This is a genomic window from Mesorhizobium sp. AR07 (genome assembly GCF_024746815.1).
GTDB lineage: Bacteria > Pseudomonadota > Alphaproteobacteria > Rhizobiales > Rhizobiaceae > Mesorhizobium.
On sequence record NZ_CP080525.1, the window covers coordinates 310,005 to 330,124 of the forward strand.

General features: G+C 63.5%; 18 protein-coding genes. 8 read left to right on the top strand and 10 right to left on the bottom strand.

Features of this window, described 5'->3' with window-relative positions; all coding sequences use genetic code 11:
• Positions 1-262: 262 nt before the first annotated feature.
• Complete coding sequence (locus BPNPMPFG_RS01610; protein WP_258592943.1) at positions 263-1,615, top strand: Ppx/GppA phosphatase family protein; 1,353 nt, start codon at positions 263-265, stop codon at positions 1,613-1,615.
• A 139-nt stretch (positions 1,616-1,754) separates the two neighbouring features.
• A complete protein-coding gene (locus tag BPNPMPFG_RS01615; RefSeq protein ID WP_258592944.1) occupies positions 1,755-2,468 on the top strand; it encodes an RlmE family RNA methyltransferase in 714 nt (237 codons plus the stop codon).
• A 53-nt stretch (positions 2,469-2,521) separates the two neighbouring features.
• Here BPNPMPFG_RS01615 and BPNPMPFG_RS01620 read toward each other — a convergent pair whose 3' ends face one another.
• Complete coding sequence (locus tag BPNPMPFG_RS01620; protein ID WP_258592945.1) at positions 2,522-3,943, bottom strand: MFS transporter; 1,422 nt, start codon at positions 3,941-3,943, stop codon at positions 2,522-2,524.
• A 285-nt stretch (positions 3,944-4,228) separates the two neighbouring features.
• Here BPNPMPFG_RS01620 and guaB point away from each other — a divergent pair, with 285 nt between their 5' ends.
• Genes guaB through BPNPMPFG_RS01635 form a run of 3 tightly spaced genes read left to right on the top strand, consistent with a single transcriptional unit; the run spans position 4,229 to position 6,753 of the window.
• Positions 4,229-5,731: an IMP dehydrogenase gene (gene guaB / locus BPNPMPFG_RS01625; protein WP_258592946.1), complete on the top strand. Its 1,503-nt coding sequence runs from the start codon at positions 4,229-4,231 to the stop codon at positions 5,729-5,731.
• Positions 5,682-6,308 (top strand): hypothetical protein, encoded by a 627-nt coding sequence (locus tag BPNPMPFG_RS01630; RefSeq protein WP_258592947.1) that lies wholly within the window; start codon positions 5,682-5,684, stop codon positions 6,306-6,308. The genes guaB and BPNPMPFG_RS01630 overlap by 50 nt, the downstream gene beginning before the upstream one ends.
• 25 nt (positions 6,309-6,333) lie before the next feature.
• Positions 6,334-6,753, top strand: a complete 420-nt coding sequence (locus tag BPNPMPFG_RS01635) for an MAPEG family protein (protein ID WP_258592948.1) — start codon at positions 6,334-6,336, stop codon at positions 6,751-6,753.
• A 331-nt stretch (positions 6,754-7,084) separates the two neighbouring features.
• Here BPNPMPFG_RS01635 and rnd read toward each other — a convergent pair whose 3' ends face one another.
• The 3 genes from rnd to BPNPMPFG_RS01650 form a co-directional block, all read right to left on the bottom strand.
• A complete protein-coding gene (rnd, locus tag BPNPMPFG_RS01640) occupies positions 7,085-8,236 on the bottom strand; it encodes a ribonuclease D (RefSeq protein WP_258592949.1) in 1,152 nt (383 codons plus the stop codon).
• A 75-nt stretch (positions 8,237-8,311) separates the two neighbouring features.
• On the bottom strand, positions 8,312-9,556 hold the full coding sequence (locus tag BPNPMPFG_RS01645) for an MFS transporter (protein ID WP_258592950.1): 1,245 nt from the start codon (positions 9,554-9,556) through the stop codon (positions 8,312-8,314).
• Between the two features lie 157 nt (positions 9,557-9,713).
• Entirely contained in the window at positions 9,714-10,949 is a 1,236-nt protein-coding gene (locus BPNPMPFG_RS01650; RefSeq protein ID WP_258592951.1) for an MFS transporter, read from the bottom strand.
• A gap of 117 nt (positions 10,950-11,066) precedes the next feature.
• Between BPNPMPFG_RS01650 and BPNPMPFG_RS01655 the strand changes: the two genes are divergently transcribed.
• Complete coding sequence (locus BPNPMPFG_RS01655) at positions 11,067-11,825, top strand: DeoR/GlpR family DNA-binding transcription regulator (protein ID WP_258592952.1); 759 nt, start codon at positions 11,067-11,069, stop codon at positions 11,823-11,825.
• 172 nt (positions 11,826-11,997) lie between these two features.
• Here the strand turns inward: BPNPMPFG_RS01655 and BPNPMPFG_RS01660 are convergent, their stop codons facing one another.
• From BPNPMPFG_RS01660 to BPNPMPFG_RS01675, 4 genes are all read right to left on the bottom strand, one after another.
• Positions 11,998-12,684, bottom strand: a complete 687-nt coding sequence (locus tag BPNPMPFG_RS01660; protein WP_258592953.1) for a putative serine hydrolase — start codon at positions 12,682-12,684, stop codon at positions 11,998-12,000.
• Positions 12,685-12,821: 137 nt separating this feature from the next.
• Complete coding sequence (locus tag BPNPMPFG_RS01665; protein WP_258592954.1) at positions 12,822-13,514, bottom strand: YbhB/YbcL family Raf kinase inhibitor-like protein; 693 nt, start codon at positions 13,512-13,514, stop codon at positions 12,822-12,824.
• A 129-nt stretch (positions 13,515-13,643) separates the two neighbouring features.
• A complete protein-coding gene (locus BPNPMPFG_RS01670; RefSeq protein WP_258592955.1) occupies positions 13,644-14,561 on the bottom strand; it encodes a LysR family transcriptional regulator in 918 nt (305 codons plus the stop codon).
• Positions 14,562-14,642: 81 nt separating this feature from the next.
• Complete coding sequence (locus BPNPMPFG_RS01675; RefSeq protein ID WP_258592956.1) at positions 14,643-15,659, bottom strand: SDR family NAD(P)-dependent oxidoreductase; 1,017 nt, start codon at positions 15,657-15,659, stop codon at positions 14,643-14,645.
• Between BPNPMPFG_RS01675 and BPNPMPFG_RS01680 the strand changes: the two genes are divergently transcribed.
• Entirely contained in the window at positions 15,640-16,101 is a 462-nt protein-coding gene (locus BPNPMPFG_RS01680; RefSeq protein WP_258592957.1) for a MarR family winged helix-turn-helix transcriptional regulator, read from the top strand. The genes BPNPMPFG_RS01675 and BPNPMPFG_RS01680 overlap by 20 nt on opposite strands.
• A gap of 62 nt (positions 16,102-16,163) precedes the next feature.
• Here BPNPMPFG_RS01680 and BPNPMPFG_RS01685 read toward each other — a convergent pair whose 3' ends face one another.
• The gene (locus BPNPMPFG_RS01685; RefSeq protein WP_258592958.1) at positions 16,164-16,508 is read right to left on the bottom strand and encodes a cupin domain-containing protein; all 345 of its coding nucleotides are present in this window, start codon (positions 16,506-16,508) and stop codon (positions 16,164-16,166) included.
• 269 nt (positions 16,509-16,777) lie between these two features.
• Between BPNPMPFG_RS01685 and aspS the strand changes: the two genes are divergently transcribed.
• Positions 16,778-18,574, top strand: coding sequence for an aspartate--tRNA ligase (gene aspS, locus BPNPMPFG_RS01690; protein ID WP_413776824.1), 1,797 nt, complete (start codon positions 16,778-16,780; stop codon positions 18,572-18,574).
• A 121-nt stretch (positions 18,575-18,695) separates the two neighbouring features.
• Here the strand turns inward: aspS and BPNPMPFG_RS01695 are convergent, their stop codons facing one another.
• Positions 18,696-19,886 carry an aq_1923 C-terminal domain gene (locus tag BPNPMPFG_RS01695; protein WP_258592959.1) on the bottom strand — a complete coding sequence of 397 codons (1,191 nt, stop codon included), beginning with the start codon at positions 19,884-19,886 and terminating at the stop codon, positions 18,696-18,698.
• Positions 19,887-20,120 lie beyond the last annotated feature (234 nt).

The window sequence follows — 20,120 nt, forward strand, 5'->3', positions numbered from 1 at the left end:
TTTTCGGCGCCGGCAGCCAGCAGGATTTGTCTGTGTCGAGAGCGGCTGAAAGGGGCGCCGGCAGGTGTTGCGCTACCAATCCTGGCTTGCGGATACATTACGCGGCGCGGCCGGACAGGCGAGTTTGCGCGGCCAGCCGGCAAAATTCGGCACGCGGCTCTTGGTGATCGGGCACAGCACTGTTAGGCTGGCGGCAACTTAAAACACGTCAAAGCGCCTGCGGCGTCCGTCATCGGTTCGCGCGGCGCCGGAAGGAACGACAGTGGAAGACCGCGACACCGGCGCCGGCGCGCCGGAGGTGGGCGCGTCCAGCGCTTCCCCAGGGCCGGCTGGCTCGTGGCGGCAACGCCGCCCGTCGGAGCCCCGCTCCGCGGACGGGCAGGCTGATGACGCGACCCATAACCAGAAGGGCAAGCCCAAGAAGCGGCGCAAGCGCAGGCGCGGGCGCAAGGTTTTTGCGCGCGACGATGCGCATCCCGCACAGGTCAGATCACCAGTGCCCGGCAATGCCGCTGCCTCGATAGCCAAGGCGTCTCAACCGCCGGAGTCGGTGGCCGCGCCCGTCGCTTCGCCGGCACGGCCGGAACAGGGCGTGCGTCGGCCGCCGCTGCACGAACTTCCCGTGTTTGCGGCACTCGATCTCGGCACCAACAATTGCCGGCTGCTGGTTGCCGTGCCGACGCGGCATGGCCAGTTCCGCGTCATCGACGCCTTTTCGCGCATCGTCAGGCTGGGCGAGGGGCTCACCGCCAATGGCCGGCTCGGCCAGCCGGCGATGGACCGCGCGGTCGAGGCGTTGAAGATCTGCGGCGACAAGCTGCGCAACCGCAAGATCCGAAAGGCCCGGCTGATCGCCACCGAAGCCTGCCGCACGGCCGACAATGGCGTCGAGTTTCTCGACCGCGTCGAGCGCGAGGCCGGCCTGAAACTCGAGATCATCGATCGCCAGACCGAAGCGCGACTGGCGGTTTCCGGCTGCGGCTCGCTGGTCGAGCGCGACACGCAAGGCGTCGTGCTGTTCGATATCGGCGGCGGCTCGTCCGAAATCGCGCTGATCGACCTCGCCGGCCGCCGTTCGCCAAGGCTCGCCAACCATATCGTGTCGTGGACGTCGCTGCCGGTCGGCGTCGTTTCGCTGGCCGAGCGTTTTGGCGGCCGCACGGTGACGCGCGAGACCTTTGCCGCGATGGTCGACGACGTCGCCGGCCGGTTGGCCAGCTTCGATGGTCGCGACCGGCTGAGCCATCTCAAGGCCAGTCCGAATTTTCATCTGCTCGGCACGTCGGGCACGGTGACGACGCTGGCCGGCGTTCACCTTGATCTCGAACGTTACGATCGCCGCCGTGTCGATGGCCTGTGGATGGATCGCGACAGCGTCGACCGCATGGTCGAAAAGCTGGTCGGCTGGGATTTCCAGCAGCGCTGCGCCAACCCTTGCATCGGCGCCGATCGCGCCGATCTGGTGCTGGCGGGCTGCGCAATCCTCGAAGCGATCCGCGCCGTGTGGCCGTCGGAACGATTGCGCGTCGCCGACCGCGGCCTGCGCGAGGGCATATTGAGCGAACTGATGGCCGACGACGGCGTCTGGCGCAACGATGGGCGTGGCAGAGCATGATCCCGAACCGAAGGACCGCGTCAGCGAAAAGTGGCAACCGGTTTTCGGGAAAGATCATGCTCGGACAAGATTTGAGCATGATCCCGAAAAGTGGCCGCCGGTTTTCGGCAAAGATCATGCTCCAACAAGAAATTAGCCAATGACCAAGAAACCGGAAAAACCAGGATCTGCCAGCATTCGCGTGCTGAAGACGCGGATCAAGAAGAAAAGCGGCCTGAAGGAATCGTCGCGCCGCTGGCTGCAGCGCCACATCAACGATCCCTATGTCCAGCGCTCCAAGGCTGACGGCTATCGCTCGCGCGCGGCCTACAAGCTGATCGAGATCGACGACAAGCACCATCTCCTGAAGCCCGGCATGAAGGTCATCGACCTCGGCGCCGCACCCGGCGGCTGGTGCCAGGTCGCCGCCGCGCGCACGAAATCGACGGCGGAGAAGCCGCATGTCGTCGGCATCGACTATCTGGAGATGGATGCCGTGCCCGGTGCCCCGGTGCTGTTGATGGATTTCCTCGACCCGCTGGCGCCGCAAAAGCTGGCCGAGGCGCTGGGCGGTGACCCCGATATCGTGCTGTCCGACATGGCGGCACCGACGACCGGCCACAAGAGAACCGACCACATCCGCACCATGCATCTGTGCGAAGTGGCCGCCGATTTCGCGCTGTCGGTCCTGAAGCCGGGCGGGCATTTCCTCGCCAAGACTTTTCAGGGCGGTGCCGAAAACGAGCTGCTCTCCATGCTCAAGCGCAATTTTCGTTCGGTCCATCACGTCAAGCCGCCGGCGTCGCGTGATGAATCGGTCGAGCTTTATTTGTTGGCGAAGGATTTCAAAGGGCGAGAGGTGGTTAGCGAGTAGCGAGTAGCGAGTAGCTCCTTTCCTTCTCCCCCTTGTGGGAGAAGGAAAAGCGATCAATTTCCCGGCGGGCTCACTGGTTCCAGCGTCTTCGGCGTGGTCAACCGGCCATGGCCGGAGACGGCGTTGCCGGCATCGGGCGCCAGCCGCATGAACGACAGCGACGCGGCGGCGGAAATCGCGGCGACGACGAAAAACGCGGTGTGGAAATCCGCCAGCGTCAGCGACCTGTCATTGAGGCTCGTGGACACTTCCAGGATGCCGCCGGCCACCGCCACGCCAAGCGCGATCGAAAGCTGCTGGAAGACAGCGGCGATCGGCGTCGCCTTGCTGGTGTCCTCGGCCGAAACCTCGGCATAGGCAAGCGCATTGACGCCGGTGAAGAACATCGAGCGGATGAAGCCGCCGACGAGAAGCATGGCCAGCATCAGCAGATAGGGCGTGTCGGGGGTGAACAGGCCGTTGATGGCAATCGATCCGGCAGCAACAAGCGAGCCGACGATCAGCACGCGGCGAAACCCGGCGACGCGGAAGATCAGCGCGGTGACGAATTTCATGCCGATGGCGCCGATCGCCGAGATGAAGGTGATCATGCCCGACTGGAAGGGCGTCAGTCCGAAGCCGATCTGGAACATCAGCGGCAACAGGAAGGGCACGGCGCCGATGCCGATGCGAAACAGTGAGCCGCCAAGCACCGAGGCGCGGAACACCTGGTTGCGGAACAATTCGAGCGCGAGCAGTGGATTTTTGGCACGGCGCGCGTGCAGCAAATAGAGCGCTCCCGAGAGCAGGCCGACCGTCACCGTGATGATACCGACGAGCGGCGGCAGATAGGGCAGGCTGACCACCGACAGGCCGAACACCACGCCGGACGCCGCAAGCCCGCTCAGCACGAAGCCAATGAAATCAAGCGGCGGGGTCTGCGTTGGTTCGGTCTCCGGCAGGAAACGCGTCGCCAGCCAGATGCCGGCCAGGCCGATCGGCACGTTGATCAGGAAGATCCAGTGCCAGGTGAAGTAGGTGGTGATGAAGCCGCCGATCGGCGGTCCGACCAACGGCCCGACCAGCGCCGGGACGGTCAGCCAGGACATCGCCGCGACGAGTTCGCTTTTCGGCGTTGCGCGCACCAGCACCAGGCGCCCGACCGGCGTCATCATGGCGCCGCCTATGCCTTGCAGGAAGCGCGAAACCACAAAAGCCGGCAGCGAACCGGAAAGCGCGCAGGCGATCGAGCCGACGATGAAGACCGCGATCGCGGCCCGAAAGACATTCTTGGCGCCGAAGCGGTCGGCCATCCAGCCGCTGATCGGAATGAAGATCGCCAGCGACACCAGATAGGCCGTCAGCGCCAGCTTGAGTGCGATCGGGCTGGTGTGGATGTCTATGGCAATCGCCGGCAGCGATGTCGCGATGACGGTCGAATCCATGTTTTCCATGAACAGTGCGACCGCCAGGATGAGCGGGATGGTGCGATTCACAAAACGCGTCCGAACTTGATTCTTGTACGGTCGACCGGGGGCAGCCAATACGCAGGGCGGTTATCATGGGTTGGCTCTGATGTCGTGTTAATTTGCTGTCACTTTTGTGCGACCGCAACCACGGGTGGCACAATCAAGTGTTCGAAGCCGTTGTTGTGCAACGCAATGATCGGCTTTTCATCGGCTGCGGGACGTGTTACCAGCCAGCGCCAATCCTGAAAGGGAAGAACGAGTCGGCGCTGTCCATTTCGGTCCAGCGCCTTTCATGCATTCTAAGGACTGGCCATGGCAAAAATCATCGAAACGTCCACCGGCGCACTGGCGCTGACTTTTGACGACGTGCTGCTGCAGCCCGGTCATTCCGAGGTCATGCCTGGCGAGACCGATGTCCGCACCCGCATCGCCGGCGACATCGACCTCAACGTACCCATCCTGTCGGCGGCGATGGACACCGTCACCGAGGCGCGCCTTGCCATCGCCATGGCCCAGGCCGGCGGCATCGGCGTCATCCACCGCAATTTCTCGCCGGCCGAACAGGCAGAGCAGGTGCGGCAGGTCAAGAAGTTCGAATCCGGCATGGTGGTCAACCCGGTCACCATCGGCCCCGACGCCACACTTGCCGACGCGCTCGGCCTGATGCGCACCTACTCGATCTCCGGCATTCCGGTGGTCGAGAATGGCGGTACCGGCGGCCACAAGATCGGAAGGCTGATCGGCATCCTGACCAATCGCGACGTGCGTTTTGCCTCCGATCCGGCGCAAAAGGTTCACGAACTGATGACCCGTGATAACCTGATCACGGTCAAGGAGAACGTCGATCAGGACGAAGCCAAGCGGCTTCTGCACCAGCACCGCATCGAAAAGCTGGTGGTCGTCGACAGACAAGGCAATTGCGTCGGGCTGATCACCGTCAAGGACATCGAGAAGTCGCAGCTCAACCCGCATGCCACCAAGGATGCGCAGGGCCGCTTGCGCGCCGCCGCAGCCACCAGCGTCGGCGATGACGGTTTCGAGCGCGCCGAACGCCTCATCGATGCCGGCGTCGACCTTCTGGTCATCGACACCGCGCATGGCCACTCGCAGCGCGTGCTGGACGCGGTGACGCGCGCCAAGAAGCTTTCCAACTCGGTTCGTATCCTGGCCGGCAACGTCGCCACCGCCGCAGGCACCCAGGCGCTGATCGACGCCGGCGCCGACGCGGTCAAGGTCGGCATCGGCCCGGGCTCCATCTGCACCACCCGAATCGTTGCAGGTGTCGGCGTGCCGCAGCTGTCGGCCATCATGTCGGCGGTCGAGACGGCTCATAAATCAGGCGTCTCGGTGATCGCCGATGGCGGCATCAAATATTCCGGCGATCTCGCCAAGGCGCTCGCCGCCGGCGCAAGTGCCGCCATGATCGGCTCGCTGCTGGCCGGCACCGATGAAAGCCCGGGCGAGGTCTATCTGCATCAGGGCCGCTCCTTCAAGGCCTATCGCGGCATGGGCTCGGTCGGCGCCATGGCGCGGGGCTCCGCCGATCGCTACTTCCAGGCCGAGGTGCGCGACACGCTGAAACTGGTCCCGGAAGGCATCGAGGGACAGGTTCCTTACAAAGGACCTGTGTCTGGCGTGCTGCACCAGCTTGCGGGCGGGCTGAAAGCCGCTATGGGTTATGTTGGCGGTCGCGACCTTGCCGATTTCCGTGAACGCGCCACCTTTGTGCGTATATCCAACGCCGGACTTCGTGAAAGCCACGCCCATGACGTCACGATTACCCGCGAAAGCCCGAACTATCCCGGCGGAGCCTGATCCGTACGGGATCGGGCGGAGCCTGACGGCGACGATCCTGCGGCTGTCGCGCCACGCGGCCGCGCTCTGTTTTCTGTCGGCGGCGGTCTTCATCGCCATGACGGTGCTGGAGTTCTTCTACTTCCGGCAATTGAGCGGCGGCTTGCCGTCGCTCGACATGCGGTTTTACGGATTCACGCCGGACGAAGGTATGGCCTGGATGACGGCGCTCGGCCGGCGTGGTGGCGAGACCATTCTCGTCTGGCACTATCTGACCTTCGATCTGTTGTTCCCGGCGCTGTTGTCGGTGACGCTGGTCAGCCTGATCCTGGCCACCGGCCGGAGACTGAAGAATTTCCGCGTGCTCCCGGGGCAGATGCAGTCGATCTTCGCTCTGGTTCTGGTGCTGCCCTACACGCTGGCCGACTACGCCCAGAACATCGCGGTGGCGCGGCTGCTGTCCGATTTCCTGTCGGCCAACCCGGATTCGCTGTCACTCGCGTCGTCGCTGATCGTCACCAAATTCACGCTTCTTGCCGTCCCGGTGGTCGTCATCGCGATCTTCACCCTGGCGGGTCAGAAATGGCGCCAGGGTTGATGCCGGGCCGGGCAGGGAGCACTTCATGAACCAGACCACGATCTTCTGGCCTGTTCTGGCGCATGTGCTGGTGATCTACATCGTCTACGTCGCCCTGGGTCGTCGCAGATACTTTGCCGTCAAGTCAGGCGAAGCCAAGGTCGGCCAGTACAAGGTGCGCTCGACCGAGCCGGCCTCCAGCATTACCGTTGCCAGCAATCTCATCAACCAGTTCGAACTGCCGGTGCTGTTTTACGTGCTGTGTCTGACGCTGCACCTGACCAACGGCGTCAACTATCTGACCCTGGCGCTGATGTGGATTTTCGTCGCGTCGCGCTATTTCCACGCCTGGGTTCACCTCACCAGCAACAATCTGCTGCTGCGCAGCCGGTCTTTCTTCTTCGGCGCGGTTGTGCTGGCGCTGGCCTGGATCTGGTTCGCGCTGCATCTACTCGGAGTGGTTTGAGCTGCTGTTTACCCTCCCCATGGGGCAGGGCAATCGCATATGGGAAGCCGAGGTTTTCGCCCTACGAATACCCCACCCCTAACCCCTCCCCACAAGGGGGAGGGAGACTCTCGTAGGCGCTGATCTCGGCAAACTGCCGAAGTTCGACGCCGAGTATGATGGACAAAGGCGCGCGGCAGCATTCCCTCCCCTTGTGGGGGTCCGAAGGACGGGCGAGACCCGTGTCTCGCCCCGGCAAGTTAAGGTGGGGGTCCTTCTTCGCAAGAATCCAAATGCGACTGCCCTGCCCTTGTGAGGAGGGTCGTTCCGCAAAGCGGAGCGGATAGGGCGCCTACAGGTCGAACACCGCGATCTTGCGCTTGTCGAACTTGATGCCGATCTCGCCACGCACCAGTTTCAGCGCTGCCTCGCCGAACACGGCGCGCCGCCAGCCTTGCAGGGCTGGTACGTCTGCATCCTCGCCCTCGGCCGCGATGCGATCGATGTCGTCGCTGGAGGCCAGCACTTTCGAGGCCACGCCCTGTTTTTCGGCGACGATCCGAAGCAGCACCTTCAACAGTTCCGCCGCCGCGTTCGAGCCTTCGGGCGGCTGGAAGCTCTTCGGCAGTTTCGGCATCTGCTCCTTGGGCAAGGCAAGGGCGGTGTTGACCGCGCCAAGCAGGGCCGTCGCCGTCGAGGAGCGCTCCCAGCCCTTCGGCGTCGTGCGCAGTTTGCCAAGGGCTGCCGCATCGCGCGGTGCCTGCTGCGCCACTTCGTAAATCGCATCGTCCTTGAGCACGCGGCCGCGCGGCACGTCGCGTTCGCGGGCCTCACGCTCGCGCCATGCCGCCACGGTCTGCACGATTGCCAGTTCCTGCGGCTTGCGCAGCCGCATCTTCAGCCGCTTCCAGGCGTCCTCGGGATGCGGATCATAGGTCTCGCGCGAGGTCAGAACTTCCATTTCCTCGTTCAGCCAGTGGGCGCGGTTTTCCCGCTCCAGTTCGGCGCTGAGGTGCTGATAGACCTCGATCAGATGGGTGACGTCGGCCAGAGCATAGTCGAGCTGCTTGTCGGAAAGCGGCCGGTGGCGCCAGTCGGTGAAGCGCGACGACTTGTCGAGCCGCGCCCCGGTGATCCGCTGCACGAGCTGATCATAGGAAACACTGTCGCCGAAGCCGCAGACCATCGCCGCCACTTGCGTATCGAAGACCGGATGCGGAACAAGATCGCCGAGATGGACGATGATTTCGATGTCCTGCCTTGCGGCGTGGAAGACTTTGACCACGGCCTCGTTGGCCATCAGCCTGAAGAACGGCTTCAGGTCGATGTCGGGCGACAGCGGATCGATCAGCGCCGTCACGCCGGGTGCGGCCATCTGGATCAGGCACAGGATCGGCCAAAAGGTCGTCTCGCGGATGAATTCGGTGTCGACGGTGACGAAATCCGACTTTTCGAAAGCGGCGAGAACGGTCTCGAGTTCTTTCTGGGTGGTGATGACGGGCATCAAATCGCTTTTGGCAGGAGTAAGGTCTTCCTAGATTTCAGCCGGAAGCGCTTTCGTCAAGCTGTGGCGCCATCGTCATGAGGGTCCCGGCCCATCGGAATCGCCGTTTCTTCTGGCCAGCCGGGCGAAAACCGTCGAGGTGCGCAACAGCGCGGTGAAGCGGCTGCGCCTGCCTGCCGGCACGCTGGACCGGGCCTGCATGCGGTAGAGAATGACGGCGATGAAGATCGCATAGACCATGGCGCTGAACACGAACAGCGCGCTCGGCCCGAAATGCTGCATCGCGGTCGAGGCGGCGAACGGCCCGCCAATGGCGCCGAAGGAATAGAACAGCATCAGCGCCGCGTTGATCAGCACGAATTCGCCGGTGTCGGCGCGGTCGTTGGAATGCGCCGCCGACAGCGAATAGAGCGGCATGGCGAAACAGCCGAAGATGAAGATGATGACGAAGTTGAGCGCCGGATTGCTGCCGGCGAGGAACACCAGCGCGAGTGCTGAAACCATCGCGCAGCAGGTCGTGATCAACAGTACCCGGCGCCGGTCCCAGCGATCGGAGAGGTAGCCGAGCGGATATTGGATGATGGCGCCGCCGAAGATGCCGACGCTGACGAAGGTGACGACATCCGCGACCGACATGCCGATCTGCTCGGCATAGACCGGCGACAATGTGCGAAAGGCACTGTTGGTGACGCCGACGGCGATGCAGCCGAAACAGCCCAGCGGCGAAATCCGCCAGACGCGCGCCAGGTCGAGCTTGACGTCCTCCGGCGGCGTCGGGTTGGAGCGGTCGCCGAGCGAGACCGGCACCAGCGAGAGCGTGATCATGATCGACATGATGGCGAAGATGGTGAAGCCGCCGGCGCCGAAGATCGGGATCAGGAACTGGGCGCCGGTCACGGAACCGGTGTCGACCATCCGGTAGATCGCCAGCACGCGCGCACGGTCGGTGTTGGTGACGCCGGAATTCAGCCAGCTTTCGACGATCGTGAACAGCCCGGCGAAGCAGAAGCCGCCGGCAAAGCGCACCGCGCACCACATCACCGGATCGATGACCAGCACCAGCAGCAAGGTGCCGACCGAGGCGATCGCCGCCAGCGCCGAAAACGCCCTGATATGGCCGACTGCCTTCATGATGCGGGTGATGGCCAGGCAGCCGAGCAGGAAGCCGGCGAAATAGAAGGTGCCCATGAGGCCGATATCGGAGGCGGAAAAGCCCTCCTGCGCGCCGCGCAGCGCGATCAGCGTGCTCTGCAGCCCATTGCCGCCGAGCAGAATGCCGGCGGCGAGAAGAAGCGGGATCAGCGGGCGGATGGAGGACATGAAGCGGAGCAGTTGCGTTTGAGTGATCCTTCTTGGACCATCGTCCCCGCCATTGCCAGCCGCTTGTCCCGTCGCCAACAGGCTGATGGCCCTCACATCGCTGTTGCCACCCCCTCCAGCTTCAAAACAGGCAGCGCACAGTCCGGCGGAGAACCGTTCAGTCCTGGCTGGCTGGCGTCTGTGCCTTCATCCGCGACGGTCTGGAGGTCATGTCCGTCGGCACCGTGGCCTTCTCCGAAGGCGCCCTTCGCCCAAGTGATCCGGCGGTCAGCAGGCTGAGCGCGATGAACGGAATGCCGATGGCAAAGGCCGAGCGGATGCCCCAATGGTCCGAGACAAAGCCGAGCAGCGGCGGACCGAGCAGGAAGGCGACGAAGGAGATCTGCGACAGCGCCGCGACATTGATTGCCGCCGGGCGATCCGTCCGCTGAGCGGCGGCGGAGATAGCCAGCGGAAAGAGGGCGCTGCTGCCTATACCCAGAAGGGCAAAGCCCAGCATGGACAGGAACGGGGCGGGCGACAGGAAGACAAGCAGCACGCCCGCCGCCATGCAGGCCAGCAGCACGCGCGCCACCCCGCTTGGCGAGTGGCGGTCGACGAAGCTGTCGGCGAAGAAGCGTGTGGTCGCCTGCGAGAACGCGAACAGCGCCACCGAGAATCCAGCAACAAAGGGACCCGAGTCGAAAACGGTGCGCATGTAGATCGACGACCAATCTATGCTGGCGCCTTCCAACAGCATCGCCGACAGCGTCACCGCGACGAGGACGAGGATCGGCAGTGTCGGCCGGGCCAGCATGGGTGCCTTGTCGCCGGTGCCGGCGAAGCGGCTGGGCGCCGGTTCGTAGCCGCCGAGAAACAGCGCCATCGCCATCGCCACCATCGGCACGACAACAGCCAGATGGAGTTGCGGCGAAATGCCGAGATGACCCAGCGCCGCGCCGAACAGGCCGGCGCCGAAAAAGCCAATGCTCCAGAACGAGTGCGCCCGGTTCATGATCCGGCGCTTGAGCAGGAACTCGGTTCTGTCGGCCTCGACATTGAGCATGATCTCGATGCTGCCGATCATCAGGCCGACCGGAAAGAGCATCAGGAACAGCGCGAGCGGGCCTGACGCGTGCACGGCGATGGCGTAGGCGACCGCCACAAAGGGGACCAGCCCGAGCAGTGCGCGGCGGAAGCCGACTCGCTCCAGGATCGGTGTCGCCAGCGTCAGCGCGGTCAAGGTGCCGATCGGCGTTCCGATCAGGCTGAGCCCCAGCGTGCCGTCCTCAATGCCCATGGCGTGCTTGATGTCGGGCAGCCGCGGAAAGATGTTGCCCATGGCGAACGAATAGATCGCAAAACCGGCATAGACCCGGTGCTGAGGGGCAAGGCTAAGGCCAAATGTCATCATGGTGCTTTCGACAGGGATAAACCAGCGGCTGGTCTGTCTAGCCGCTCGACATGCTTCGCTTCTTGCATAAACGTGCAAAACATGCAAGAATGTGCATGGAGAAAGCAGGATCGTGCAATGCTCACCGATGAACGGCACCGGCTTATCCGCGACCGACTTGCGGTTGAGGGAAGAGTGCTGGCCGGCGAACTGGCGAGCCTCTTCGGGGTTTCGGAAGACACGGTCCGACGCGACCTGAGGGAGCTCGCGAAGGCAGGGCAATGCCGCCGTGTCTATGGTGGCGCGGTCGCACCGGCGCCCTTCGCAGCCGCGTCGATCGGCCTGCGCGGCGGTCATGCGATAGAGGAGAAGGCGAGGCTGGCGAGCACGGCGGTCACGCTGCTCTGCGCCGGGCAGACCCTATTCGTTGACGGCGGCACCACCAATGCCGCGATCGCCAGGGCCATTCCGCGTGACCTCGAGCTGACGATTGCCACCAATTCGCTCGGCGTCGCCTCGGCCCTGTCTGATCACACTTTGGTCGAACTGATCGTGCTGGGCGGCAGGTTCGACCGCAATCTTGGAACCTGCGTCGGTGGCGACACACTGGCCGCTGTCGCGCAGCTTGGCGCCGATCTGTTTTTCCTGGGCTCCTGCGGTCTCGATGCCTCACGCGGCGTGACGGCCTTCGATTCGGCGGAGGCCGAGGTGAAGCGGGCGATGGCCAGGAACAGCGCCGGCATCGTCATCGCCGTCACCAACGACAAACTGGCCACTGCAGCGCCCTACCGTGTCGCCGGACCCGAAGCAGTCCGCTATCTGGTCGTCGAAAAGACCGCGCCGGCCGCCATCCTCGCCGATTTCGAACGCCAGGGCGCTGAAATCCTCTTCGCTTGAGGAGCGCGCGGCGCGCCTGCGTCCGGGTTTCCCCCCAAGGTTTCGAAAGCGGGTGTCGAAAACGGGTGCTTGCCTTGACAAATCCGGCCTCCCAGGCGCTTTTCGCGTAAATTTTGAGGCTGGGCCGTGATGCGCTGGGATGGTGCCGAAGTCCGATTGGCGTAAACGGCGATCACAACCCGGATCGATTCCGTTGCTGCCTGTCTTCGAGAAAGCCACGGAAGCGTTGCCGGATCGACGGTGCGTTTGGGATGATGTGTCCGCCCTCGTGCTCCAGGATCAGCGGATTGCGGAATCGCGATGCAAGGTCGATTGAGGCGATGGGTGGCACGATGGTGTCCGAACGGCCAATGATGTGCACCGAGGGCAGGTCGTAGTTCGATCTCTCGCCATACAGCCTGGCGAGATCAGGATCGGCGCTGACGAATCCGCCGACCATGATGGCAAAGTCGAAGGCAAGCGAACGGTCGGGGTTTTTGCCCGCCGTGCCGGAGGGCTCGTCGCCGGGGTTATCGCCGCAGCGCAATCCCACGAGCAGTGCTGCCAGGGCCGCGCCTTGGCTGAAGCCGAACACGCCATCGAAGGGTCCTTGCCGCGCAAAGGCCGAACCGATTGCGGCGCGCGTTCTTTGCCAGCCCTCGTAGCGCTTGGCGCCGGGGCCGGCGCCTGCGTTGGCCGCCGTGCCCTCCGCGCTTTGCGCATGCCACCAGCCGAAATCGCCTTCGGCCAGCGATGGCGCGTCCATGCGGACAAACTCGACCAGCTCGTCCAGCCCGTCGGCAAGCGGGGCCATCTGGCGTCGCAGGATTTGCGCGCTGCCGTGATAACCGTGCAAGCAGAGGATACGCAGTCTTTCCATCTTTTTTGCTCCCCGATCACGGCCAATGTACAGCATCCTGATCCGTTCCGAGGTGAGCTTGCCGGCTTGTCCGCCCGATCGCCGAAACGACGGGCGGACAAGCCGGATTACCTCCGGGGTTGCTTAGCCGACGCGTGCTAGTGCCCGTACGAGGCCGTGAAGCTGGCCGTTCCAAGAAGCTTGCTGCCCAATCCCTTGTTCAGCACGAACGAATAGAGCGCCGTAGTGCCGGTTTTCGGAATTCCCGCGGCCGCTTGTACGTCATCGACCGCAACCGCGTACAAGGTGAACACATAGCGATGCGGCTTGTCGCCGACAGACGGGCACGGGCCGGTATAGTTGCCATTGGCACCGGTCACGCCTGTGTCGAGAAAATCGGTGGTGCCGCCAAAGGCCGGCGCCGGCAGTTTCGAAAGTGAATTTCCGGCGCCCTGCGCGAGTCCCGTCGCCGTCGGCGGAATGTTGTAGACGGCCCAGTGCCATAGTCCGCTGCCGGTTGGCGCATCCCGGTCGCGGACCTGGAGCGCCAGCGATTTCGTCCCGGCAGGGATGTTCGCCCATTGCAGGGCCGGAGAGACGTTCGAGCCCGTGCAGCCAAAGCCGTTCAGAGTGAACCTGGTTTCGAAACTGCCTGAGGACAGATCCGGGCTCGAAAGCGTGAATTTCGATCCTGCCTCGGCCTTGCCGGCAAAACCGCCGAGCGTTGCCGCGACAAATGCCGCCGCTATCGACATTGCGGCGCGAGCCAGCATGGGTTGCCGGCGCCGGCCGGCAGGGCTGCCCTGACGATCGTGCGGCGGCGATGATTTGATGTTTTGATGAATGGTCATGACCGAGCTCCAGATGTGAGGAGTGGTCTTCGTAAGAAGCCGGACCTTGCCTGGCCAGCGCTTCGCCGGCACGAGACTGTTGCAAAAGCTGCATGAATGGGTCGATGGAGGGGCCGCCGGGCGAGCCCCTCAGGCGGCTCTGGCCCGGAGGTTTTCGGCGTATTGCCTTTTGATGAAATCGAGAAATGCCCGGACCCGATGCGGAATATAGGACCGTGACGTGTGAAGCAGCCAGATCGCGTTGTCGAAATCGGTCGGCGTCGCCTCGTGCCTTGGAAACAGGTCGATCAACCGCCCTGCCGCCAGGTCGGCACCGACCAGCCAATCCGGCAGCAGCGCCGGCCCCAAGCCTTCTTGTGCCGCGCGCTGCAGGGCGAGGGAATTCGACATCGTCAGCCTGCCGTGGATATCGATCCCGTCGATCATGCCGAGAGCATCGCGGAACCGCCACTGCGCCGAATAGCCTGGCACCGGGCAGCGGAGGCAGTCGTGCGTCACCAGGTCCGCCGGCGTCAGCGGAGCGCCATGCTGCTTGAGGTATGCCGGGCTGGCACAGACGTGATAGCGGATCCGCGCAAGACGGACACCGACCAGCGAGCTGTCGGCGGCCTGCCGCAAGCGTAGCGCTACGTCGACGCGCTCGGCCACGAGGTCGATGATGGAATCGGTCAGCCGCAGGTCGATTTCGAGCTTGGGGTAGGCCTTGCGAAGTGCCGTGAGCATCGGGACCAGGACCGAATAGCCATAGCTTACCGACGCCGTCACCCGCACGACGCCTTCAGGCTGGCCGGCGAGATCGCGCGCCTCGTCGGTTGCGCGCTGCAGATCCTTCAACAGGCCCCGGACGCTCTCGTGATAGGCCGCGCCAGCCTTGGTCAGCGCCAGCCGGCGCGTCGTCCGCTCCAGCAACCGTACCCCCAGGCTCTTCTCGAGCGCGGCAATGGAGCGCGTCACCGCCGACGGGTCCGTCGAGAATTCGCGCGCCACGGCGGCGAAGCTCCCCAGCCGAACCACTTCAACGAAGGTCTTGAGCTGTTCAGTGTCCATGCTCGGCATCTTGCCAGATGTGCCATGCTCCTGGCGAGGCAATTGTTGCCAGTTCGGCAATAGTCCGTGGTTTCGAACCAGTCAGGCCAAACCGCTCGATGGATTCAGCCGGAACGGCGCAACCCGTTCCGCGGTCGCTTGCCACAGGGTTTGCTGCGCCTGTCGGTCGCCGCCCGGCGCCAAGGGCACGAGCGGCCGCGCATCGTTGACCGAATAGTAGCCACCGGTCGTTTCGGCGAAAGCGGGATCACTGGCCAGACGCACGATGATGCCCGCGCCGCGTTTGGGATTACCGATTCCCAGCCATGTTAGCAGCCGTTCGAGCGGCGCGGCGAACCACAATTCGCGCCCGAGCCCGGTGACGTTGAACCCGGGGCAGAGGCAATTGACCGCGACGCCGGTTCCGCCCAGCTGGCGTGCAAGCTCCAGCGAGAACATGATGTTCAGCATCTTGGTCTGGCCGTAGATTTTGGACGAGCCGCGCGCGGTGAACGGGTGCATGTCGACGAGTGCGGCAAGCGGATCGAACCCGGCAGCCTGTCGCGACGCCTCCGACGCCACCGTGACGATGCGCGACGGCGCCGACCGAACCAAGGTCTCGCGCAAGATGCTGGTCAGCAGCCATGGCGCCAGATAGTTGACCGAGACCATCTCGGGCATGCCGTCGGCGGTAACGCGCGGCTCGAAGGCATGAAGCCCGGCATTGTTGATCAGGACGTCGATCCGTGGGTGGCGCGCGACGATCTCGCGCCCAAGTGCGGCGACCGATGCCATGTCGGCGAAATCACCATAGTGGACATCGACCCGCGTGCCCGGCGCGGCCGCCTCGATCAGCGTCAGCGTTGCATCGGCCTTGGCCTGGCTGCGCGCGGTGAGAACGAGGTGCGCGCCTTGCCGGGCGAGTGCGATCGCCGCGATCTGACCAATCCCGCTGGTGGCTCCGGTAATGACAATGGTGGGGGTTGACTGAGGTAAGGTGTTTCTCTTTTTAATGGATAAATATCCACTATATAGATGATGGATTTTTGTCAACCATTGTGACAGGAGTCCGGCAGCCGAAACGCCAGGTGAGGGAGTTATGACTTCGCACTCCGCCAAAACGCCCCTGAGCGAGGAGCAACGCGAACAGCGCATCCTCGCGCTCGGTGGCACGCTTAACGCGCTGGTCAGCCAGTCCCGGGCCTTGATGGCGCGCGCCGGTGTTGCCTTTCATGCCGAATTGCAGCCGGCGGCTTTTCATATCGCGCTCTGGCTCGACGCCTTCGGCCCGGCCAAGCCGAGTGCCGTGGCGCAAGCCGTCGGCATGGATCGCAGCGCGACAAGCCGTCTGACCCGGGAGCTGACGCGCCTGGGGCTGATCGAGACAATCACCGATCCATCCGACCGCCGAAGTGTCGTCCTGTCGCTCAGCACCGACGGCCGTCGGCGGATGGCAGCGGCGATGCACGGCAAGGGCGACACATTTCGCCAGCGGATCGCCTCCTGGAGCGACGAGGATCTCCTGTTGTGTACGCACCTTTTACGAAGGCTCCTCGGGTGATGACCGGGCAGCCGAGCAGGAAGCCGGCAGGCCGGCGTCACCGCAGCTCGGTTCGGCGCAAGTCATCCGAACGTCGGCGGCTCAATCCGGATGGTCTCCATGATTGCGCGTTCCACGGTCAGATTCACCGACCTTTCCGTAAGGGGACGCGTGCGATGGGCCACGCCCTTCTTCACGCAATAGAGGTCGTTTGGCCCCAGTTCGATCGTTGCATGATCAAGGTCTATCGCCAGCCTGCCCTCGATACACATGAAAACCTCGTCGGAATCGGGATGCAGGTGCCAATAGAACGCCTCGGTCATCACGCTCATCCGCACCACATGGTCGTTCACGTCGCATAGGGGATGGTTTCGGTAGGAAAGCGTGGTCTCGCTCTCTACTGTGAGGTTCTTGACGTGTTCCGCCATTGCGTTCTCCAATCAGGATCGATGGGACGGGCCATTCGGCGCGACCGGCAGGATATACGCCACTCCTCCTGACAGGGGCCGTCAGCATTCGCCACGCATTCAGTGGGCGCTTTTGATGCGTTTGCGCACTGCCGGGCCAAAAGCCGGGTAGAGATGCCACCCTCGGCCCGCTTGCCTTGACAAATCCGGCCTCCCATGCGCTTTTCGCGCAAATTTTCAGGTCGGGCCGCGATGCTTCGGCCCACAACCCAGCACCCCGGACTTTACCAATGACAATGCACCGTTACCGCAGCCATACCTGTGCCCAGTTGAGGAAGAGCGACGTCGGCTCTTCCGTTCGCCTGTCGGGCTGGGTGCATCGCGTGCGCGATCATGGCGGCCTGCTCTTCATCGACCTGCGCGACAATTATGGCCTGACCCAGATCGTCGCCGATCCGGATTCGCCGGCCTTCAAGGTCGCCGAGACCGTGCGTGGCGAGTGGGTCATCCGCGTCGACGGCGAGGTCAAGGCGCGCTTGCCCGAGACCACGAACGCCAATTTGCCGACCGGTGAGGTCGAGATTTTCGCCCGCGAGATCGAGGTGCTGTCGGCGGCCAAGGAATTGCCGCTGCCGGTGTTCGGCGAGCCCGACTATCCCGAGGATATAAGGCTGAAATACCGCTTCCTCGACCTGCGCCGCGACACGCTGCACAAGAACATCCTGGCGCGGACAAAAATCATCGCCGAGATGCGCAGGCGCATGGGCGAGGTCGGCTTCACCGAATTCTCGACGCCGATCCTGACCGCGTCGTCGCCGGAAGGCGCGCGCGACTTCCTGGTGCCGTCGCGCATCCACCCCGGCACCTTCTACGCGCTGCCGCAGGCGCCGCAGCAGTACAAGCAGCTGATCATGGTCTCGGGCTTCGACCGCTATTTCCAGATCGCGCCGTGCTTTCGCGACGAGGACCCGCGCGCCGACCGCCTGCCGGGCGAATTCTACCAGCTCGACCTCGAAATGAGCTTCGTCGAACAGGACGATGTGCTGTCCACCATGGGGCCGGTGATGACGTCTGTCTTCGAGGCCTTCGCGGACGGCAAGCCCGTCACCAAGGACTGGCCGCGAATCTCCTATGACGTCGCCATGCGCAAATACGGTTCCGACAAGCCGGACCTGCGCAACCCGATCGAGATGCAGCCCGTCTCCGACCATTTCCGCGATTCCGGCTTCAAGGTGTTCGCCAACATCCTGGCCAACGATCCGAAAGCCGAGGTGTGGGCCATTCCGGCCAAGACCGGCGGCAGCCGCGCCTTCTGCGACCGCATGAACTCCTGGGCACAGAGCGAGGGCCAGCCTGGGCTGGGCTACATCTTCTGGCGCAAGGAAGGCGACAAGATCGAGGGCGCCGGTCCGCTGGCCAAGAACATCGGCGAGGAGCGCACCGAGGCGATCCGCCTCCAGCTCGGCCTTACCGACGGCGACGCGGCCTTCTTCGTTGCCGGCGATCCGAAGAAGTTCGTGTCTTTCGCGGGCGCCGCGCGCACCCGCGCCGGCGAGGAACTGAACCTCGTCGACCGCGATCGCTTCGAGCTGTGCTGGATCGTCGATTTCCCGTTCTTCGAATGGAACGAGGAGGAAAAGAAGATCGACTTCGCCCACAACCCGTTCTCGATGCCGCAGGGCGGCATCGATGCGCTGAACGGAGACGATCTGCTTGGCATCAAGGCATTCCAGTACGACGCCGTGTGCAACGGCTTCGAGATCGCCTCTGGCGGCATCCGCAACCATCTGCCCGAGACCATGGTCAAGGCGTTCGAGACGGTCGGGCTCGATCGTGCGACGGTCGAGGAGCGCTTCGGCGGCCTCTATCGCGCCTTCCAGTATGGTGCACCGCCGCATGGTGGGGCGGCATTCGGCATCGACCGTGTCGTCATGCTGCTGGTCGGAGCGAAGAACCTGCGCGAGGTCACCATGTTCCCGATGAACCAGCAGGCCTACGACCTGTTGATGAATGCGCCCTCGGAAGCGAGCCCGCAGCAGCTTCGCGAACTGGCGCTGCGCGTCGCGGTGCCCAAGAAGGACGCCTGACGCCCGCTTTGGGCGATGCTTTAAAGAACCGCCTGAACCGATTCTTTCGATTCACTAATTAGTCCCAACAAAAAAGCCCGGCATCACTGCCGGGCTTTTCCGTATATTGAGATCGCTTCGATCAGTCTTCGTTCGCCTTGACGGCAACGCCGAGCGTCTTCGGCAGGTCGAGCGGGTTGGACATCGCACCCGCCATGATCAGCGCGAACGGCACCGATGCCGGCGGCACGGCCGAGACTTCGAGGCTCTTCGGCTCGTCGAGATATTTGCTGACCGCGGCCGTAACTTGCGCCGTCAGTTCCGGATTGTTGAGCTGTGCCATGCCGAACGGCACGATCGCCTTGGCCTGGTTGGCGATGTCCTTGCCGGACATGCCCTGCTGCTTGCCGACATAGTCCAGCACCTTGTTGGTCAGCGAATCGTCGTCGAAACGGATCGAGGCGCTGTTGAACGAAAGCTGCTGCAACAGGCCGAGCATGGCCATGCCTTGTGCCGAATTGTCGGCGCCTGCAGGCTGTGCCGCCATCTTCTTCTGCATCTCCTGCAGCGACTTGATGAAGTCCATCGTGTAGCCGCCGAGGTTGAAGGTCATGCCGAGCTTACCGGCATTCTCGACGGAGATGTCATACTTCGTCAGTTCCATCTTGCCGTCAGTCGGCTGCCAGGTGCCGGCCATCTCGAAATTGCCGGCGATGTTCTGGTAGCCGAGCGCGTTGATGACTTCCTTGGACTTGGGATCGTCGACTAGCGAGAGATCAGCGTTGAACTTTTCCGTGGTGCCGGTGAACTCCATCGCCTTGCCGTCCGCAGGCGGCGTGATCTCGATGGCAAGCCCGTCCATCGAGAAGGCGGTCTTGTCGGCGACCTTGACCGTCATGTTCGAGAGTTCGGCCGACTTGTACATCATCAGCGAGCCCAGCGGGCCGGTGGCGCCGTCGGCCGGAACCGTCATGTCGTGGATGACGAAGGGGCTGAGGTTGAGGGTGACGCCGTCCTTTGAGTGTTCGAATGCCGACGTCGACACGGTGGCGATATCGTAGCCGCCATTCGCCGCGGTGACGCCTTCGAGTTTGACGTCGCCGATGGTGAGCGCTTCCTTTTCCGACGCCGGCTTGATGGCAACGCCCTGCAGCACCATGCTGGTGTTGTCGCCGGTCACGCCGGTCCAGGAAATGTTGACGCCCTGGGCGGAAAGTGCCGCCTTCAGCCGGTCGGCGACTGCCGTATCCTGTGCAAGGGCCGCGTTCAGCGGCAGCGTGAGCAAAAAGGTCGAAAGAGCGAATTTCCTGAGAGTTGAGCGTTTGATTGTCATCGCAAGGTCCCTGAGAGTGTCCTGAAATTGTTTTTCAATTCTTTGCGCCATCACCATTCCGTGACGAACTGGACGGGAAAAAGGCGTATCCCGGTACAATGGTCAAAAATCGCGGTGAAAGGCAAACTCGATCCCACCGTCTTTGCGCAAACCGGTGAATTTGTCATGAAGAGCCGGTTGCCTGACATCGTCGCGCTTGGCCATAGAGCCCGCGTGTAACAGGCTGATGTTGGT

What these genes read in the sequence shown, in the direction of transcription:
- BPNPMPFG_RS01615 (WP_258592944.1), top strand. Translation starts at nt 1,755, where the DNA reads ATGACCAAGAAACCGGAAAAACCAGGATCTGCCAGCATTCGCGTGCTG.
- guaB (WP_258592946.1), top strand. Translation starts at nt 4,229, where the DNA reads ATGGCAAAAATCATCGAAACGTCCACCGGCGCACTGGCGCTGACTTTT.
- BPNPMPFG_RS01630 (WP_258592947.1), top strand. Translation starts at nt 5,682, where the DNA reads ATGACGTCACGATTACCCGCGAAAGCCCGAACTATCCCGGCGGAGCCT.
- BPNPMPFG_RS01635 (WP_258592948.1), top strand. Translation starts at nt 6,334, where the DNA reads ATGAACCAGACCACGATCTTCTGGCCTGTTCTGGCGCATGTGCTGGTG.
- rnd (WP_258592949.1), bottom strand. Translation starts at nt 8,236, where the DNA reads ATGCCCGTCATCACCACCCAGAAAGAACTCGAGACCGTTCTCGCCGCT.
- BPNPMPFG_RS01645 (WP_258592950.1), bottom strand. Translation starts at nt 9,556, where the DNA reads ATGTCCTCCATCCGCCCGCTGATCCCGCTTCTTCTCGCCGCCGGCATT.
- BPNPMPFG_RS01650 (WP_258592951.1), bottom strand. Translation starts at nt 10,949, where the DNA reads ATGATGACATTTGGCCTTAGCCTTGCCCCTCAGCACCGGGTCTATGCC.
- BPNPMPFG_RS01655 (WP_258592952.1), top strand. Translation starts at nt 11,067, where the DNA reads ATGCTCACCGATGAACGGCACCGGCTTATCCGCGACCGACTTGCGGTT.
- BPNPMPFG_RS01660 (WP_258592953.1), bottom strand. Translation starts at nt 12,684, where the DNA reads ATGGAAAGACTGCGTATCCTCTGCTTGCACGGTTATCACGGCAGCGCG.
- BPNPMPFG_RS01665 (WP_258592954.1), bottom strand. Translation starts at nt 13,514, where the DNA reads ATGACCATTCATCAAAACATCAAATCATCGCCGCCGCACGATCGTCAG.
- BPNPMPFG_RS01670 (WP_258592955.1), bottom strand. Translation starts at nt 14,561, where the DNA reads ATGGACACTGAACAGCTCAAGACCTTCGTTGAAGTGGTTCGGCTGGGG.
- BPNPMPFG_RS01680 (WP_258592957.1), top strand. Translation starts at nt 15,640, where the DNA reads ATGACTTCGCACTCCGCCAAAACGCCCCTGAGCGAGGAGCAACGCGAA.
- BPNPMPFG_RS01685 (WP_258592958.1), bottom strand. Translation starts at nt 16,508, where the DNA reads ATGGCGGAACACGTCAAGAACCTCACAGTAGAGAGCGAGACCACGCTT.
- aspS (WP_413776824.1), top strand. Translation starts at nt 16,778, where the DNA reads ATGACAATGCACCGTTACCGCAGCCATACCTGTGCCCAGTTGAGGAAG.
- BPNPMPFG_RS01695 (WP_258592959.1), bottom strand. Translation starts at nt 19,886, where the DNA reads ATGACAATCAAACGCTCAACTCTCAGGAAATTCGCTCTTTCGACCTTT.